Source organism: Plantactinospora sp. CNZ321, assembly GCF_004217235.1.
Window position 1 is genome coordinate 4737755 of the sequence record NZ_SHKQ01000001.1, and the last position, 18224, is coordinate 4755978.

The window sequence follows — 18224 nt, forward strand, 5'->3', positions numbered from 1 at the left end:
GCCGCGCAGGTCAGGAGATCTTCAGATCGGAGATCCGCTGGTTCGGGTCACGCAGCAGTTCCGCCAGCACGACGCGGTACCCGCGGACCGCGTGGACCACCGCGTCCCGGTCGTAGCACGTCGGGTTGTAGTTCAGCTCCGCGCTCCGCCGATCGTCGCTGACCGTCATGCCCGGCTCGCCCCGCTTGGCCCACAGCGCCCGCCGGTCCGGCCCGATCGCCGCACCGACCGGAAGTCTCCCCCGCGACCGGTGTTCCCGGATCTCGTCCCCGGCCTCGGCCCGGCCGCCGGGGGCACCGCCGGCCGGTGGAGCGGACTGGAACCACGAGTGGTACAGCAGCAGGAACGGCCACGGCCGCGACCCCGGGAAGCCCGGATTGACCGCCTGGGCGATCTCCTTGAAGGACGCCACCTGCCGCATCGCCGCGAAGGTGCCGGCCCGGACCTCGGCGACGGCGTCGGCCAGGGTGGTTCGCAGCGGGATGGTGGTCGCCACGTAGATGTTGTGGGTGAACTGGCCGACCAGTTCGGTCGCCCCCGGCTCGTCCCGGCCGGAGGTGGCCGTCCCGAGCACCAGCCGGGGCCAGCCGGTCATCGCGCCGAGCAGCACCCGGTACGCCGCCAGGGAGAGCACGAACGGCGTCATCCGGTGCTGCCGGGCGTACCCGTGCAGCCGACGGGCCAGCTCGGCGGGGAGTCCGATCGTCACCTTCGCCGCGGCGGCCACGTCCAACCCGGCGTACCGGTCGACGTCGGCGCCCTGACCGTCCGCGCCGGCCGACCATCCGCCCTTCCCCGCACCGACCCCGGGAAACGGCAACGCCTCCGGCAGCGGCGTGAGCTGCCGCTGCCAGAACTCCGCCCGGCGCCGCTGCTGCGCGGCGCTCCACCTCGGCGCGGCGGTCGCGTCGGCGTACCGGAGGGGCAGCTCGGGCAGCGGGCCACCCCGACCGGTGCGGGCCGCCAGCGCGGCGGCCAGGTCGCGCAGGAAGACCCCGGTCGACCAACCGTCCGCGATCAAGTGAAACATGGTAACCGCGACCAGGTGGTCGGTCGGGGACGAACGGACCAGCGTCACGCTCCACAGCGGACCGCGCCGGAGGTCGAAGGCGCGGCCGCTCTCGTAGCCGAGCACGCTGCCCCGCCGGGCGGCGGTCCGACCCGGCGGCCCGGCGGAGAGGTCGACGAAGGTCACGATCGGCTCGACCTCGTCCTCGATCCGGATCAGCGGGTCGTCGGCGATCGTCTCGAAGACGATCCGCAGCGCGTCGTGCCGTCGCGCCACGTCCGACACGGCGGCCCGGAACACCGCCAGTTCCACCGGACCGGGCAGCGGCATGGTGCGGAAGACGTTGTAGCCGAGGCATCCCGGGTCGTCCGGCGCGAAACAGCGGACGAACTCCCAGAGCGTTTCCTGACTGCGAGCCAGCGCGGTGACCGTCGGCGGCATGGGTGCAGAGCCTTCTCTCCGGCGTTCGGTTCTGTCAAGGCCGGGAACCCCCGCGGTCAGTCGATCCGAGGGAGGATCGATCGGGCCGAAGGTCGATCCGGAACTGATCCGGAAATCCCTTGGGCGGACGACCGGTGCTCAGGCGGGATCGGCCGGCGGTTCGGCACCCCGACTCTCGCGCTGAGCTGCGGTTCATCGACCACCATCCAGGGCCGAACGGACCGAAAAATATCCGGGACCTCGACGGGCGTGGATGATCGCACTAGGGTGATCGGCCAGCGGGTGCCTCGGCGGGGAAGGGACCGGGCGGTGGGTGACGCCGCCGGTTCCGGGAGGGGGAGGTATGTCATCCGAAGGCTGGCGACTGCTGCGCCCCGGAGCCGGGCCCGGTCTGCTCGCCGTCGACTTCACCCCGGCGCAGGCCCGCACCGGAGCCGGGTTCACCGATCTGGCACGGCTGCTGCCCGAGCCGTACCCGGTCTGGGGCACCGAGGAGGCCGGCTGGAAAACCGTCGCCGCCGCGTCGGTCGACTCTCCCGGCGGTGGGCTCGACGCCTGGCTGGACCGGGACCTGCCGGCATCCGGCGGGACAGCCGGCATCCTCGGGTACTGCGCCGGCGCTGCGCTCGCCTGCGCCCTGGCCCGACGGCTGGCCGACCGCCACGGGATCGCGCCGCCGGTCGTCCTCTTCGATCCGGCCGAGGTGACGCCGGAGACGCTGTACGACCAGTTCGGAACCGCACTGGACGGTCTCGCCGCCGCGCTGCCCGCCGCCGAGGTACGGTCCGCCCGGGAGGCCGCCCGACGGGACGTACGAACCGAGTCCGACCTGAGCCGGTTGGCCGCGCGGCTCTCCGACCGGTACGCGGCACTGGCCCGGCCGGCCTGTGCCGGGCAGGGCGTTCCACCGTCCATCGCCGACCAGCTCTGCGCCCGGATCGACACCTACCTGCGGTACCTGCTGCTGTCGGCGGCGGCACCCGCCGGGGCCCCGGGGCCGGTGCTGGTCGTCCTCTCCGCCGGCCACGAACCACCGCCGATCCCCGGCGCCGACCGGGAGGTCCGGCTGGAGGTTTCGCAGCCGGGACTGCTCGCCGACGTACGCGCCGCCGAGCTGGCCGGACGGGCGCTGGTCGGCGAGCCGCTGGGCGGGCGGTCATGACCCGGTCGACCCGACAGCGGCCGGCCGGCCCCGACCAGGCCGACGAGGCAGCGCTGAGTCGCAAGGAGGAGGCGCTCTGGATCTTCCAACGGCTGGCGCCCACCGTCGCGGTGGACAACCTGCCGTTCGCGATCAGCACGTCCAGCCCGATCGATCCGGCCGGGCTGACCGCCGCGGTGCACGAGCTGACCCGACGCCACCCTGTGCTGCGTACCATCTTCCCGGCCCGCGACGGCGTCCCCGGCCGGCGGGTGCTCGACCCCGACCTGCCGCCCCCACCGGTACGGAGTCGGCAGACCACTCGGGCCGGTCTCGCCGACACCCTGGCCGAACTGGCCGGAGAGCCCTTCGAGCTGACCACCGAGCCGCCGCTGCGGGTGGCCCGGGTGGAGTTCTCGGACGGCCCGGGCACCGTGCTGTGCCTGGTCGTCCACCACATCGCCTTCGACGGCCGGTCCGCCGGCATCGTGCTGCCGGAACTCGCGACGATCTACCTGGAGCTGACCGGCACCGGCCCGGCGCAGGGGCGACCGGCGGGGAACCCCCGGCGACCGGCGGGGAACGTTCGCCGCCCGGCCGACGGGGTCGTCGCACCGGCTCTCACCGGCCACCGGGAGCCCGCGCCCCGGGCGACCAGCCTGCGGTACTGGACCGAGCGGCTGGCCGGGATCGACCCGAGGACCTTTCCGCTGGGTCGGGCCCGGATCGAACCGCCGGAGCCCCGCTTCACCGGTGCCCGGCTCCACCGGGTGCTCTCCGTCGAGGGTCGGGCGGCGTTGGACTCGCTCCGCCGTCGGCTCCGGGCCACCGACAACATGGTGCTGCTCGGCACGTACCTGTTGCTGTTGGCCCGGCACGGCGGCGGCCCGGACCTGGTGGTGGCGGTGCCGGTCGACACCCGGGGCAGCGGGGCGGCCGGCCGGGTCGGGTACCACGTCAACACGCTGCCGCTACGGGTCACGGTGCGAGGGCGGGAGAGCTTCCGGAACCTCGTCGCGAGTGTCCGCGCGGAGCTGGTGGCGGGGCTGGCGCACGCCGACGTCTCCTTCGAGAGCCTGCTCGGCGGGCTGGGCCTGGAGATGAACTGGCGCGCGCCGCTGTTCCGGCACATGTTCAACTTTCTGCCCGCCTCGACCGTGGTGCCCGCCGGCCCGTTGCCGGACTCCGCGTGGGTCAGCGTCGACTCCCGGCTGAGCCGGTACGACCTGCAGTTCGTGGTACTCCGCTGGCCCGAGCGGATCGCCCTGGAGGCGGTCTACAGCACCGAAATCCACGACGAGGACTACGTACGGGCACTGCTGAGCCGGTTCGAGCTGCTGCTCCGGGCTGCGGCGTCCGACCCGGACCGCCCTCTCGCCGACCTGGAGATGTGGCATCCCGACGAGCGGACGGCCCTGGACCGGGTGCTCAGCTCACCGGCCCCGGTGAGCCGGCTGGTGCCGCACCTGGTCGCCGAGCGAATCCGGAGCGGTGCCCGGGAGGTTGTCCTGGTGGAGTCGGAGGGGCGGGCCCGGGACCGGGCCTGGCTGGCCGACCGGGCCGCCGTCATCCGGGCACACCTCGCGGCCGCCGGGGTCAGGCCCGGCGCGGTCGTCGGGCTCGCCCTGCCCCGCGGCGGCGACCTGGCCGCAGCCGTCCTCGCCACCTGGTCGCTACGCGCCGGCCACCTGCCGGTGGACCCGGCCCAGCCGGCCGCCCGGCTGCGGGCACGGCTCGATGCGGCGGACGTCCGGGCGGTACTCACCACCGCCGGTCCCCCACCGGCGTGGGCGGCGGACCGACACGTGCTCCGGCTCGACCAGCTCGCCCCGGGGACCGGGTCGGCCGACCCGGCGCTGCCGGCCGGGCTCGACACCGTCCGGGACGACGACCTGGCCTACGTCATCTTCACCTCCGGCTCGACCGGGACGCCCAAGGGCGTGGAGATCACCCACGGCAGCCTGGCCAACCTCGTCGGATTCTTCGCCGACCGCCTCGCCGTCTCCGACCGGGACCGGGTGCTCTGGTTGACCTCGTTCGGCTTCGACATCTCCGCCCTGGAGATCCTTCTCGCGCTCGGCTACGGCGGTGCCGCGGTGGTGGCCCCGGACTCGGCGCAGGTACGCCCGGACCTGCTGCTCGACCTGGTCACCCGGTACGACGTCGGTGTGCTCCAGAGCACGCCGACCATCTGGCGGCTGGTGGCCGCGGCGCTGACCGACGAGTTGGCCGGGCGCCGGGTGCTGTGCGGCGGCGAGCCGCTGACCGCCGCGCTGGCCCACCGGCTGCTGCGCTCGGGCTGCCGGCTGTTCAACGTCTACGGCCCGACCGAGACGACGATCTGGTCGACGGTGGCGGAGATCCATCCCGGCGTGCCGGACCCGGTCGGGATCGGCGGTCCGATCTGGAACACCACCCTGCACGTGCTCGACGACGCGGGACGGGAACTCCCACCCGGGGTGGTCGGTGAACTCTGGATCGGCGGCGCCGGGGTGGCCCGGGGTTACCTGGGCCAGCCGGCGCTGACCGCCGAACGCTTCGGCCACGGACCCGGGGCGGCCCGCCGCTACCGGACCGGCGACCTCGGCACCTGGCGACCGGACGGCACGATCGAGTTGCTCGGCCGGGCCGACCGGCAGATCAAGCTGCGCGGCCGACGGATCGAGCTGGGTGAGATCGAGTCGACGCTGGAGCGGCACCCGTCGGTCGCGGCGGCGGCCGTGGTGGTGCGCGGCGACCCGCAGGGCGACGGTCGGCTGGTCGGCTACGTACAGCCGGTCGATCCGTCCACCGACGACGGGTTCCTGACCGGGCTGGCCCGGCACGCAGCGGCGGTACTGCCGCACTATCTGGTCCCGGCCGACCTGGTCCGGCTCGACGTGCTGCCCCGGAACCCGAGTGGCAAGGTCGACCACCACGCCCTGTCGGAGGCCGTGCCGTCGGTCGCCCGACCCGGCGCGCCCGGCCCGGCGCCCGCCGCCGCGACGGCGAGGAGCGCCGGGCACGCCCCGACCCCCGACCCCGCTGGCGGTCAGGACGGACCGCACCGGGTGGCTGGTGGAGATTCCCTGCTGCGATCGCTGGTCGACCTGTGGGCGGAACTGCTCGGCCACCGGGACGTCGACGAGCGGAGCAACTTCTTCGCCAGCGGCGGCCAGTCCCTGCTCGCGGCGGTCCTGGCCAGCCGGATCGCCGACCGGACCGGCCACGAGGTGACACTCCAGGACGTCTTCGACGCGCCGACGCCGTACCAGCTGGCCGAGGTCGTCCGCGGCGGCCGTCGGGGTTGCCCGGACGACGCCCACAGCAGGCCGGGTGAGCTGGCCGGATGACCAGACTGGAGGGAGCCGCGATGTCGGCGCAGCCGCGTACCGGGGCCGCCCGGTACGGCAACTCGGGCGCGCCCCGGGTGGTACCCGATCTGCTTCGTCGCAGCGCGCGGCTGGTACCCGATCGGCCGGCGATCGTGGTCGACGGCCGACCGGTGCTGACCTTCGCCGAACTCGAGGCGCGGTCGAACGCGTTCGCCCGCGGGCTGCGGGACCGTGGTGTCCTTCGGGGCGACCGGCTGGCCCTGGTCTTCGCCGGTCGAGCCTGGCCGGAGTTCGTGGTGGCGTACTTCGGCACGCTGAAGGTCGGGGCTGCCGCGCTGCTGCTCGGCGAGCGCTTCACCGACGCGGACATCCGGCGGCTGGTGGCCCGGCACCGGGTCGCCGGGATCGTCGCCGCACCCGGCACCGCCGGCCCGGTCGGAAGTGCCGGCTGCTGGACCGCCGACACCGCCGAGCTGACCGCCGGGCGGGACGACTCGGCGGTACCGATCGAGGCCACCCCGCTGGACACCGCCGATGTGGTCTTCACCTCCGGCACCACCGCGCTGCCCCGGGGCGTCGTCGCGACCCACGCGAACGTGGTCCGGGCCCAACCCACCTGGCCCAGCGGTGTCCGGGCCAACCAGCCCGGCCTGCACGCCCTGCCACTCGGGTCGGTCGCCGGGCAGATCCACCTGGTCAACAGCATCGGTGGCCAGCAGACACTGGTGATCATGCCCGAATTCACCGTCCCGGACTTCCGGCGGCTGACCGAACGGTGGCAGATCGCCTCGGTCTTCCTGGTGCCGGCGATGGGGCACTGGCTGGTCCGGGCCGGGACGGACCAGGCACCGGCGCTGCCGTCGGTGCGCGGCGTGCACTTCTCCGGCGCGGCCCTGCCGGTCGGCATCATGCCGGACCTTCCGGCGATCTTCCCGAATGCCACCTTCTACAACTTCTACAGCTCGACCGAGGCGTTTCCGGCCCGGGTGGCGACCCAGTTCGATCCCGACCGACCGGACTCCGTCGGCCGGCCCGTCGGTGCGAACCAGGTACGGATCACCGCCGAGGACGGCAGCCCGCTGGGCGCCGACGCTGTGGGCGTGGTCTGGCTGCGGTCCACGGTCGCCCCGTCCCGCCGGTTCCTCGACGCCGACCACAGCTCCACCCCGCCCGACGGCGGTACGACCGCAGCCGGCGACCCCCAGCCCGGTACGGCCAGCGCCGGCGACCCCACGGCCGGTGCGGCCGGCTTCCAGGACGGCTGGACCCGGACCGGAGATCTCGGGTACCTGGACGCCGAGGGATACCTCTTCCTCGCCGGCCGGACCGACGACGTGGTGAACGTGGGCGGGTTCAACGTGTCGACCTACCGGGTCGAGGAGGTGCTCGGCCGGCACGAGGCGGTGATCGAGGCCGCCGTCTTCCCCGTCGACCATGCGGTGCTCGGCGAGGTGATCGCGGCCTTCGTCGTACTTCGGGCCGAGGCCACCGCCCGGGAGATCCGTCAGTACGCGGCCCGGCAGTTGAGCCGCCGGGAGTTGCCGGCGATCATCCGACTCGTCGAGGAAATCCCCCGGAACGCGGCTGGGAAGGTGTCGAAACGGCACCTGCCGGAGCTGCTCGACGGCACCGGTCCGGCCGCGTTCACGGCGCCCCGGACCGAGGTCGAGGAGCGGGTGGCACAGACCTGGGCGGAGCTGCTCGACGTCGGTTCGGTTGGCGTACACGACAACTTCTTCGAGATCGGCGGCGACTCGCTGCTCGCGGTCGATGTCGCCGCGCAGCTGCGGGTACGGCTCGGCGTCGAGCTGGACGCCGTCACGATCTTCGAACTGGCCACCGTCGCGGAGCTGGCCCGGTACGTGACCGAGGAGCGGGCGGCCGAGGACCAGGCAGGCACCCCAGGAGAGGAATCCGATGAGCACCCTGCCCACTGAGTCCGAGGCCAACGCCGCCGAGCCCGAGGCCAACGCCGCCGAGTCCGAGGCCAACGCCGCCGAGTCCGAGGCCATCGAGTCGCTGCTCGACGGGCACCCGGACGTCGCCGAGTTCGCCGTCGTCCGGGCCGGAGCGCGGCGGATCGTCGCGGTCACCGCACGTCTGTACTGCGCGGCGGTGGACATCCGTGACGACATCTGGGAATCGGTGCCGGTCGAGCAGCTCCCGGACCTCGTCCTGGTACTGCCGGAGCTTCCCCGGGACGCCGAGAACCGGGTACTGCCCGACCGGATCGCGCACCGGGCGGCCGACGACCCCGGGGCGGGTACCTTCAGCCCGCCGCAGACCCCGACCGAGGTGGCACTCGCGGACATCTGGCGGGAGATCCTCGGCCGCCGCCGGGTCGCTGCGGACGACAACTTCCTCGATCTCGGCGGCGACTCGATGACCGCCACGCTGCTGCTGGACTCGACCAACGAGCGGTTCGACGTCGCACTCTCCTTCGACGAACTGCTGTCGATGCCGTCGCTACGGGCGGTCGCCGAGGCGATCGACCAGCGCCGGTAGGCCGACGCCCCGACCGGCCTCGCTCCCCCGGCCGGGCGTCTCCCTGGCGGCGGTCAGCCGTCCGGCGACCGCGTCGTCACGCCGTCGATGGCCAACAGGTTCGCCACCTCCTCCTCGTCGAGCTGCTCGATCTCGGCGATCAGCAGATCCTCGACCGCCTCCGCCAACTCGGCGACGGTGCTGCGTCGGAAGATCGTGTGCAACGGTACGGTGACTCCGGCGACGCCCCGCAGCCGCGCCGCCATCCGGGTGGCCAGCAGGGAGTGGCCGCCCAGTTCGAAGAAGTCGTCGTGGACGCCGACCCGTTCGACGCCGAGCACCTCGGTCCAGACCTGCCCGACGAGACGCTCGGCATCGGTCCGGGGCGCGACCGGTGTACCGCCGGGGGCCGGGGCCACCGAGGTCGGCGCGGGCAGGGCTCTCCGGTCGACCTTTCCGTTCGGGGTCAGCGGCAGGGCGGCCAGCACCCCGTACGCGTCCGGGTGCAGGTGTGGTGGAAGCAGTTCGGACAGGTGTGCCCGCAGCTGGGCCGGCGACGGTGCCGTGGCGCCCGGCTCGGGGACCAGGTGGGCGACGAGTCGCGCGTCGCCGTCGGCCGTGACGACCGCGTGCCGGACGTCCGGGTGGGCGACGATCGCGGCCTCCACCTCGCCCGGCTCCACCCGGTGACCCCGCACCTTGAGCTGGTCGTCGAGGCGGCCGAGAAACTCCAGTACACCGTCTGGCCGCCACCGCACCCGGTCACCGGTCCGGTACCGGCGCCCGCCGTCGTACTCGACGAAACGTTGCGCGGTCAGCTCCGGGCGCCCGAGGTATCCCCTGGCCAGCCCGGCACCGCCGAGCAGCAACTCCCCGGGCACGCCGACCGGCACCGGGCCGCCGCCGGGCCGGTGTACGTGTGCGGTGGTGCCGGGAAGCGGGCGCCCGATCGGCGGCCGGCCGGTGGCGTCGGCCGGAGTCAACCGGTGTGCCGTCGCGATGATCGTCGCCTCGGTCGGCCCGTACGTGTTGAACACCTCGACCCGGTCACCGAACGCCTCGAACCAGCGGCCGAGCGCGTCGGGCCGGACCTGCTCGCCGCCGAGGATCAACAGCCGCAACCGAGCCGGCCAGGCGATCCCGGCCAGGTCCGCGACGAGTTCGTGCCAGTACGACGTCGGCAGGTCGAGTACGGTCAGCTCCTGCCCGGCCGGGGTGGCCAGGAAGTCGGGCAGTTCGGCCCGGGACGGCGGCACGACCAGCGTGGCACCGCCGACCAGGGCCGGGTACGTCTCCTCGCCGAAGGTGTCGAAGCTGGCCGAGGAGAACTGCAGCACCCGGTCGCCCGGGCCGATCCGGTACGCCTCGACCATCCACCGCACCCGGGCGGCGAGCGCCGTCAGCGGCACCCCCACCGCCTTCGGCTGTCCGGTCGACCCGGATGTGTGGATCGCGTACGCCAACGGGTCCGACGCGGTATCGGGCCGCCGCGTGCCGGGTTCACCACCGGGCCGTCCGACAGTGGACGGCTCCGCTCCGGACGGCCGTGTCGACGGCTCCTCGGCCCGACCCAGCCGGTCCGGGCCGACGAGGTCCAGATCGACGAGGTCCAGATCGACGAGGTCCAGATCGACTACCTCGCACCCGGCGGGATCGAGGCGGTCCCGGAGCCGGCTCGTGGTGACCAGCAGTTCGGCCCCGCCATCGGCGAGCAGATACGCCAGCCGACGGCGTGGATGTCCCGGATCCAGCGGGAGGTACGCCGCCCCGGCGGTGAGCACGGCGAGCAGGGCGACGACGAGATCCGGGCCCGGGTCCAGGCAGACCGCGACGAGATGGTCCCGCCGGGCGCCGCGCCGACGCAGCAACCGGGCCAGCCGATCGGCGCGGCGGTGCAGCTCGGCGTAGCTCAGCGCACCGTCGACGCCGCTGACCGCGGCCGTCTCCGGGTACGCCGTCGCGGCGGCGGTGAGTAACTCCACCAGGCCGGCCGAGGGCGGCTCGACGCGGGCGGGTTCGCCAGGTGCGGGCTCGCCAGGTCCGGAGTCGATGTGTGCGGGGGCGCCGGGTCCGGAGTCGATGTGTGCGGGGGCGCCGGGTCCGGAGTCGATGTGTGCGGGGTCGTCGGGCGCGGGGGCGTCGGATGCCGGTCCGGCAGGGTTCGCCGACGGGTCCGGCTCGGCAGCGGCCAGCCGGTCGTAGAGCGTGGACAGTGGCGCGTCGGGGGTCTGTGCCGCGCATCGCAGCAGCCCCTCGAAGCGGCGTAGCAGCAGTGTGATGGTGGCCGGCTCGAACAGCTCCGGGCGGTAGTTGGCCTGGAGCCGCCAGCCGTCGTCGCCGGTGTGTACCTCAACCACGAGGTCGAACTTGGCCTGCTGATGCCCCGGGTCGAACGGTCCGGCGACCAGGCCGGCGAGCCGCAGTTCGTCGGCCTGGGTGCCGTGCACCATGAACATGGTGTCGAAGAGCGGATTGCGGTCCGGCTCCCGACGGAGCGCCAGGTGCGAGATCAGCTCCTCGAACGGCGCGTCGAGGTGGCCGTAGGCGCCGACTGCCGTCGCCTTGACCCGGGAGAGCAGCTCCCGGAAGGTCGGGTCGGCGGTGAGGTCGCCGCGCAGTACCACGGTGGTCAGGAAGAACCCGATCAGCGGTTCGAGTTCCGCCCGGTCCCGGCTGCTGACCGGCGAGCCGACCCGGATCTGCGACTGACCGGTGTAGAGCCCGAGCAGCGCGAGGTACGCGGCGAGCAGGGTCATGAACGGCGTCGTCCGGCCGACCCGGCAGAGTCCGCGCACGTCCTCGGCCAGCCCCGGCGGCAGCCGGTGGCCGGCGAAGGCTCCGGCCGTCGTCATGGCCGGCGGTCGGGGCACGTCGGTGACCAGGTCCAGCGGTTCGGCACCGGCCAACTCGCCGATCCAGTACCGCCAGCTCTCCTCCCGGCCCGCCGCGAGCCGCCGCCGATCGGCGCGCGCATGGTCGAGGTACTGCATCGGCAGTGGGGGCAGGTCGGCGGGGACGCCGGCCAGCCGGGCGGCGTAGCCGGCCGACAGCTCCCGGAACAGCACGCCCAGCGACCAGTCGTCGGCGAGCAGGTGGTGCAGCACGATGCAGAGAACATGGTCGTCCGGCCCGAGTCGCAGCACGCTGGCCCGGATCGGCGGAGCCTCGGTGATCTCGAACGGCGCGTTGACCCGGCCGGCCACCAGCGCCGAGACGTCCGCCAGCCGCGCCGGCTCGCCGAGGTCGGCCCCGTCGGTCCCGTCGGCCCCGGCCGGCACCGCACCGTCGACGGCAGCGGGTCCGTCCAGGTCGGGACCTTCGGCGCGAGCCGGCGCGGCACCGGTGGCACCCTCCAGGTCGAGCAGCTCGACCGGAGGCCGCCAGCCGTCGAGCACCTCCTGTACCGGCTCCCCGTCGGCGGCGACCGGGAACCGGGTACGCAGGATGCCGTGCCGGCGCACGACGTCGTGCAGGGCGTCGGCCAGCGCGGCCACGTCCAGCGGCCCGCGCAGCCGGGTCACCTGCGGCATGTGGTACTCGCTGGATCCCGGATGAAGCCGGGTCAGGAACCACAGGCGTCGCTGCCCCAGGGTGAGCGGTCCCCGGGTGGCCGTCCCCGCGGCCGGGTCGTCGCCGGCCCACTCCCCCGCCGCCGCGCCGGTCATCGTGGACGCGCGGCGGCCACGGCGGCCACCAGGTCGGCGACGGTGGCCGCGTCGAAGTACGCCGACAGCGGCAGGTCGGCGTCGAGACGCTCGCTGACCCGGGCCGCGGTCTTCACGATCGCCAACGAGGTGAACCCGAGGTCGAACAGGTCGTCCTCGGGACGCACCGGGTCGACGTCGAGCACCTCCCGGACGATTTTGAGCACCTCTTCTTGAGTCACGCCGTCAGTCACCGGTACCCCTACCCCCGTTCATGCTCTGTCCGACGGTCAGCGCCCGCTGCCGCTCCTCGCGGGCCCGCACCCCGAACAGGTCGTCCGGGGGCGCCTGCGGTACCGCCGTGTCGAATCGGGCCAGGATGCCCACCCGCAGGCAGGTCAGGGCGAGCGCCGCCATGGCGAGCCCGCAGAGCAGGTACATCAGGCCGATGCCCCGGCCGGGTCCGACCCCGATCAGCTGGCCCACCGTGCCGGCGAGCGCGCCGCCGGGGGCCAGCATCGGGTCGAAGAGGCGCGGGCCGAACGGGACGATCACCGCGAAGCCGAACGGCAGGGTCGACCAGGCCACGATCGTGTTCAGCGCGAAAACCCGGCCGTGGAACCGCTGCGGCACGGTCACCTGCACGATGGTCGCGTAGATCGCGTTGACCAGGGTCAGCATGAACATCATCCCGAACACACCGGCCGCGACCGGCGCGATGGCCGGCCGCACGCCGACGACCAGGGCACAGAGCGCCAGCACGGCGGTACCGACCAGCATGCCGCGCATCCGGCGCCGGGCCGGCCCGCCCCAGATCGTCATGGCCAGCCCGCCGAGTACCACCCCGAGAGCGCCGCCGAACGCCACCTGACCGACCTGCGACAGCCCGGCGAAGGAGAGGACGAGCGGTGAGACGAGCAGGATCAGCGGACCGAGGAAGATGTTGAGCCCGGCGAAGAAGAGCAGCATCGCGCGGATCCCACGGTGGTTGAGGGTGTACGCCAGTCCGCCCTTGATCTCGGCCAGCAACGACTCGCGCCGCTGGTACGCCATGGTGGCCGGGAACCGGAGCACCAGCAGCATACCGATCACCACCGTGTAGCTGAGCACGTCGATCGCGAGGATCCCGCCGAGCCCGATGCTCGCCATCAGCCCCACCGCGACCAGCGGCACGACGAACTGGGCGATCCCGGCCGCCGTCTGGGCGAACCCGTTGGCGTGCCCGAGGTAGCGCTTGGGCACCAGCTGCGGCACCGCCGAGGTGAAGGCGAGCCGTTGGAAGGTCAACGCGCAGGAGAGCGCGGCGAGCAGCGGATAGATCTGCCAGACGTGCAGGCTGTCGGTCCAGAGCAGGAGCCCGAACAGCAGTTGGACGCTCCCGGCCGCGATGTCGCCGCCGAGCATCACCCGGCGCCGGTCGTACCGGTCGACGATGGCGCCGGCCAGTGGCGCGACCAGCATGCCGGGTACCAGGCCCACCACAAAAAAGATCGCGAACCTGGCCAGCGATCCGGTCTCCATGTAGATCCAGATCGGCACCGCGAACTCGGTCAGCGCCGAGCCGGTCATCGAGGCCAGCTGCCCGACGACGACCGCGAGGAACCGACCCATGCTGGGCGGGGGTGCGGCGCGTACCGCTGCGCCGCGCCCGACCCCGGCACGTCCGACCCCGGCAGGCCCGCCGCCGGTCCGGGGGTCGGTACCTCGGTCGCCGGTCCCGACGTCGGTGCCGGAGGGTGTCGTCGGTTCCGCCCCGCCGTCGTGTTCCCGGTAGCGGTCCAGCCACCAGCCCGGGGCCGAACCTCGGGCCGAGGCGGTCAGCGACCGGGCCCCGGCCGGGCCGGCGGCGAGCGCGGTGTGTGTGCCGGTGACGATCTCCGCCAGCTCGTCCGCCCGGTACTTCAGGAAGTAGTGCCCGGCCTCGTCGATCACCACCAGCGCGGTGTCGGCGCCGAGGAAATCCCACTCCCGGTAGCGCTCCTGGGCGTAGTCGGTGCTCGGGTCGCGGTCGCCGACCACCGAGATGACCGGCGCGCGGAGCCGGGGTACGCCCCGGTCGAGCAGACCGGTGAAGTACTCCTCTGCCGCCCGGAAGTCGTGCCGCATGTTCCGCACGATCCGCCTGGCCTGCTCCGGACCCAACTCGTCGACGTCCACCCCCATCGACTTCAACCAGTTCACCTGGTGCCGGTAGCTGGCCAGGCGGTCCTGCCGGAGTAGCGGGCCGAGCCGGCCGAGCACCCTGCCGGTCGGCTTCGCGAACGGGAACACCGCGCCGATGTAGACGGCCTCCAGGTCCCGCCCGGCCGCGTCCAGCTGGCGGGCGATCTCCACGACCAGCGCGCTGCCGAGTCCGCAGTGACCGTAGAGCACCAGCGGGCCCGGTATCCGCTCCCGGATCTCGGCGACGCACCGCCGGGCGACCTCGGCGAGCGGCAGCGAGTCCTCGGTCAGCCCGAGGTCGTGGCCGGGCACCGAGACCGAGTAGAGCGAGTGACCTGCCGGCAGCGCGTCGGCCAGCGGCTGGTACACCACCGCGCTGCCGCCGCCGTACGGGACGCAGACGAGAGTGCGGACCCGCTGTCCGGCCGGGACGGTGGGGGTCAGTTCGTGCAACAGTCGACGGGGACCGCGCCGGTCCGCCGGGGTGTCCAGCAGTTCCGCCAGCCCGGCGACGGTGGGGTGGGTGAACAGGTCCAGCACGCTGACCGGTGCGCCACCGGCCGGCACCACCGCGCGCAGTCGGGTGACCACCTGGATTCCGAGTAGCGAGTGCCCGCCCAGCTCGAAGAAGTCGTCAAGTACGCCGACCCTGGGCAGCCCGAGCACGGTGCGCCAGACCGCGGCGACCGCCTCCTCGGTGGCCGTCCGGGGCGCGACGAAGTCGGTGTCCACGGCGCGGTCCTGTTGCGGGGCCGGCAGCGCGGCCCGGTCCAGTTTGCCGTTCGGGCTCACCGGCAGCGCGTCGAGGACGACGAACGCCGACGGGACCATGTAGTCGGGCAGGGACTCCCGCAGCGCCGTGCGCAGCCGCGCCGGTTGCGGCCGCGCACCGTCGCCCGGCCCCGCACCGTCGCCCGGCCCCGCACCGTCGGTGGCGGCGGGCACCAGGTAGGCGACCAACCGCTGGTCCCCCGGCACGTCCTCCCGGGCGACGACCACCGCCTCCGCCACCCCGGGCTGGTCGCGCAGCGCCACCTCGATCTCGCCCAGCTCGATCCGCAACCCGCGCAGTTTCACCTGGTTGTCGATCCGGCCGAGGAACTCGATCGCACCGTCGGCGCGCCGCCGCACCAGGTCACCGGTGGCGTACATCCGGTCCCCCGGCGGCCCGTACGGGTTCGGCCGGAACCGGTCGGCGGTCAGGCCCGGCCGGCCGAGGTAGCCCCGGGCCAGTCCGACCCCGGCGATGTACAGCTCACCGGGCACGCCGACCGGCACCAGGTTGAGGTGCCGGTCCAGGACGTGTAGCTGGATGTTCTGGATCGGGTGGCCGATCGGCACCGGGGACCGGCCGTCGAGCGTCTCCGGGCGGCAGTGCCAGGAGCTGACGTCGATCGCCGCCTCGGTGGGTCCGTACAGGTTGTGCAGCCCTGCCCCGGGCAGCGCCCGGACCGCCTCGGCGGCCAGTCCCGGGCCCAGCGCCTCCCCGCTACAGATCACCCGGCGCAGCGACCGGCAGCCGCTGACGTCCTCGGTGAGGAACACCGAGAGCATCGACGGCACGAAGTGGACGGTGGTCACCGACTCGGCGACGATCAGGTCGCGCAGGTACCCGGCGTCCCGCTGCCCGCCCGGTCGGGCCAGCACCAGCCGGGCCCCGGTGGCCAGCGGCCAGAAGAACTCCCAGACCGAGACGTCGAAGCCGGCCGGCGTCTTCTGCAGCACCACGTCGTCGGCGCCGAGCCGGTACGCCCGCTGCATCCAGTCCAGCCGGTTCACCACCGCCCGGTGCGTGACGAGCACGCCCTTGGGCCGGCCGGTCGACCCGGAGGTGTAGATGACGTACGCCAGGTCGCCCGCTCCGGCGAGCGGCGGCGGATCCTGGCGGGGCTGGTCGGCCCAGGTCCCGGGGTCGTCCAGCAGCAGCGTGTGGACCGCCGGGTCGGCGGCCGGCACCGGCGGAACCCCGTCCGGCGGTCCGGGCCGGCCGGCCGCCGGGGCGGGTCCGTCGGGCGGCGCCGCCCCGGTCGGCCCGGCTGCCACCGTCCCGGGTCGGAGTGGGTCCGCTCCCCGCTGCCGCAGCAGCACCCGGGCGCCGCTGTCGGCGAGCATGTACGACAGTCGCCTGGCGGGATAGTCCGGGTCCAGCGGCAGATAGCCGGCGCCGGCCTTGAGGACGCCGAGCAGCGCCACCACCAGTTCGACGGAACGCTCGGCGCAGACCGCCACCACGTCGTCGCGGCCCACCCCGGCGGCCCGGAGCCGATGCGCCACCTGGTTGGCCCGGGCGTTCAGCTCCGCGTAGTCGCACCACCGGTCCTCGAAGCGCACCGCGACGGCGTGCGGGGTGGCCCGGACCCGGGCCTCGACCAGTTCCACCAGGGTGGCCGGGCCGGTGACCGGCACGGCGGTGTCGTTCCAGCGCCGCAGCGCGTCCCGCTCGCCCGGGGTCAACGGGTCCAGTTCGGACAGCCGCCGGTCCGGCGCCTCGACCACGTCCCGGAGCAGCCGCTGCCAGCCTTCGATCAGCCGGGCGCAGGTCTGCGGGTCGAACAGGTCGCGATGGTAGACGAAGGTGCAGTGCAGCCCACCCCGGGCGGCGTCCGGGGCGACGTACAGCTCCAGGTCGAAGCGGGTGGCCGGGTGGGCGAAGTCGAAGGCCTCGATCCGGGGCCCGGCGAGCCGGTCCGGAGCCGGTCGCGCCGGCTCGGTGCGGGCGCCCCGGCCACCGTAACTCTGCAGGGCGAAGAGCACCTGGAACAGCGGCGGCCGGCGTACGTCGCGGACCAGCTTGAGCCGGCTGACCAACCGCTCGAACGGCAGCTCCTGATGGGCGTACGCGTCAAGCGTGGCGTCCCTGGTCCGGTCGAGCAGCTCGGCGAAGGTGGGGTCGCCGGCCAGTTCGGTGCGCATGGTCAACATGTTCAGGAACATCCCGACCATCGGGTCGAGTTCGGGCAGTGTGCGGCCGGCCACCGGCGAGCCCACCGCGAAGTCCCGCTGCCCGGAATGCCGGGCGAGCAGCACCTGGAACGCGGCGAGCAGCGTCATGTAGGGCGTGGCGTTGTGCCGGCGCCCCAGCGCCACCAGCCGCTCGGCCAGCTCGGGCTCGACCGTGCAGGTCTGGGTCGCGCCGACGTACGTCTGGCGGTCCGGGCGGGGCCGGTCGGTCGGCAGCTCCAGCGGCGGCAGTCCGGCCAGCCGGGGCTGCCAGTAGTCCAGGTCGGCGGAGTAGCCGCCCGAGTCGGCCCGGCCGCGCTGCCACGCCGCGTAGTCCGCGTACCGGATCGGGAGTTCGGGCAGGACCGGCGGGAGCCCGCCCGCCTCGGCCGCCAACTGCTCGCCGACCTCCCCGACCAGTACGTCGGCGGACCAGCCGTCGCAGACGATGTGGTGGATGGCGAGCAGCAGGACGTGGTCGTCGGCACCGAGCCGGAACAGCGTGGCCCGCAGCAGTGGCGGCGCCGCCAGGTCGAACGGCCGAGCCAGCTCGGCGGTGATCAGCCGCCGGGTGGCCTCCTCCACCCGGGACGGTCCGGAGCCGCCGACGCGCGGCCCGGGCCGGTCGGCGTCGACCTCGGCGGAGCCGCCGGCCGGCTCCGGCTCGACGGGTTCGTTCCCGTCGACGGCCACCTCGGCCAGTGGCACCGGCACGGGGTCCACGACGTAGGTGCCGGCGGTGCCGTCCGGGCCGGCGGTGAAGCCGGTACGCAGGCTGTCGTGTCGGATGACGCAGTGGTCGAGGGCGCGGCGTACCGCCGACGGATCCACCGGGCCGCGCAGCCGCAGCACGACCGGGACCACGTAGGCGGCGGTGCCGGGGGCGAACTGCTCCATGAACCACAGCCGTTCCTGGGCCCAGGAGAGCTCCGGGTCGGCCGTGTCGGGCCGGCGCGGCACGGTGCATGCCGGGCCGGTGTCGACGGTGCCGAGCCGGCGGGCCAGCATCGCCCGCTTGGCCTCGGAGAGCCGGGCGATGCGCTCGGCCCGACTCTCCGGCGTGGTGCGGTCGCGGTCCAGTGTGGACA

General features: G+C 73.9%; 8 protein-coding genes. 4 read left to right on the forward strand and 4 right to left on the reverse strand.

Features of this window, described 5'->3' with window-relative positions:
• Window positions 1-10: 10 nt before the first annotated feature.
• Window positions 11-1450: a condensation domain-containing protein gene (locus EV371_RS20620; protein ID WP_130463501.1), complete on the reverse strand. Its 1440-nt coding sequence runs from the start codon at window positions 1448-1450 to the stop codon at window positions 11-13.
• Between the two features lie 343 nt (window positions 1451-1793).
• Here EV371_RS20620 and EV371_RS20625 point away from each other — a divergent pair, with 343 nt between their 5' ends.
• From EV371_RS20625 to EV371_RS20640, 4 genes are read left to right on the forward strand one after another with little or no spacing between them, the layout of a single operon-like run.
• Window positions 1794-2612: a hypothetical protein gene (locus EV371_RS20625; RefSeq protein WP_130463502.1), complete on the forward strand. Its 819-nt coding sequence runs from the start codon at window positions 1794-1796 to the stop codon at window positions 2610-2612.
• Entirely contained in the window at window positions 2609-5923 is a 3315-nt protein-coding gene (locus tag EV371_RS20630) for a non-ribosomal peptide synthetase (RefSeq protein WP_130463503.1), read from the forward strand. The genes EV371_RS20625 and EV371_RS20630 overlap by 4 nt, the downstream gene beginning before the upstream one ends.
• Window positions 5920-7842, forward strand: coding sequence for an AMP-binding protein (locus EV371_RS20635; protein ID WP_130463504.1), 1923 nt, complete (start codon window positions 5920-5922; stop codon window positions 7840-7842). Before EV371_RS20630 ends, EV371_RS20635 begins: the two co-directional genes overlap by 4 nt.
• Complete coding sequence (locus EV371_RS20640) at window positions 7823-8410, forward strand: phosphopantetheine-binding protein (RefSeq protein ID WP_130463505.1); 588 nt, start codon at window positions 7823-7825, stop codon at window positions 8408-8410. The genes EV371_RS20635 and EV371_RS20640 overlap by 20 nt, the downstream gene beginning before the upstream one ends.
• A 53-nt stretch (window positions 8411-8463) precedes the next feature.
• Here EV371_RS20640 and EV371_RS20645 read toward each other — a convergent pair whose 3' ends face one another.
• From EV371_RS20645 to EV371_RS20655, 3 genes are read right to left on the reverse strand one after another with little or no spacing between them, the layout of a single operon-like run.
• Complete coding sequence (locus EV371_RS20645; protein ID WP_130463506.1) at window positions 8464-12054, reverse strand: non-ribosomal peptide synthetase; 3591 nt, start codon at window positions 12052-12054, stop codon at window positions 8464-8466.
• Window positions 12051-12287: a phosphopantetheine-binding protein gene (locus EV371_RS20650; protein WP_130463507.1), complete on the reverse strand. Its 237-nt coding sequence runs from the start codon at window positions 12285-12287 to the stop codon at window positions 12051-12053. Before EV371_RS20650 ends, EV371_RS20645 begins: the two co-directional genes overlap by 4 nt.
• A complete protein-coding gene (locus tag EV371_RS20655) occupies window positions 12280-18144 on the reverse strand; it encodes a non-ribosomal peptide synthetase/MFS transporter (protein WP_130466086.1) in 5865 nt (1954 codons plus the stop codon). Before EV371_RS20655 ends, EV371_RS20650 begins: the two co-directional genes overlap by 8 nt.
• Window positions 18145-18224 lie beyond the last annotated feature (80 nt).

Excerpts from the sequence above, each read along its gene's own strand:
- EV371_RS20625 (WP_130463502.1), top strand. The coding sequence starts at position 1,794 with ATGTCATCCGAAGGCTGGCGACTGCTGCGCCCCGGAGCCGGGCCCGGT.
- EV371_RS20620 (WP_130463501.1), bottom strand. The coding sequence starts at position 1,450 with ATGCCGCCGACGGTCACCGCGCTGGCTCGCAGTCAGGAAACGCTCTGG.
- EV371_RS20635 (WP_130463504.1), top strand. The coding sequence starts at position 5,920 with ATGACCAGACTGGAGGGAGCCGCGATGTCGGCGCAGCCGCGTACCGGG.
- EV371_RS20655 (WP_130466086.1), bottom strand. The coding sequence starts at position 18,144 with ATGCTGGCCCGCCGGCTCGGCACCGTCGACACCGGCCCGGCATGCACC.
- EV371_RS20640 (WP_130463505.1), top strand. The coding sequence starts at position 7,823 with ATGAGCACCCTGCCCACTGAGTCCGAGGCCAACGCCGCCGAGCCCGAG.
- EV371_RS20645 (WP_130463506.1), bottom strand. The coding sequence starts at position 12,054 with ATGACCGGCGCGGCGGCGGGGGAGTGGGCCGGCGACGACCCGGCCGCG.
- EV371_RS20630 (WP_130463503.1), top strand. The coding sequence starts at position 2,609 with ATGACCCGGTCGACCCGACAGCGGCCGGCCGGCCCCGACCAGGCCGAC.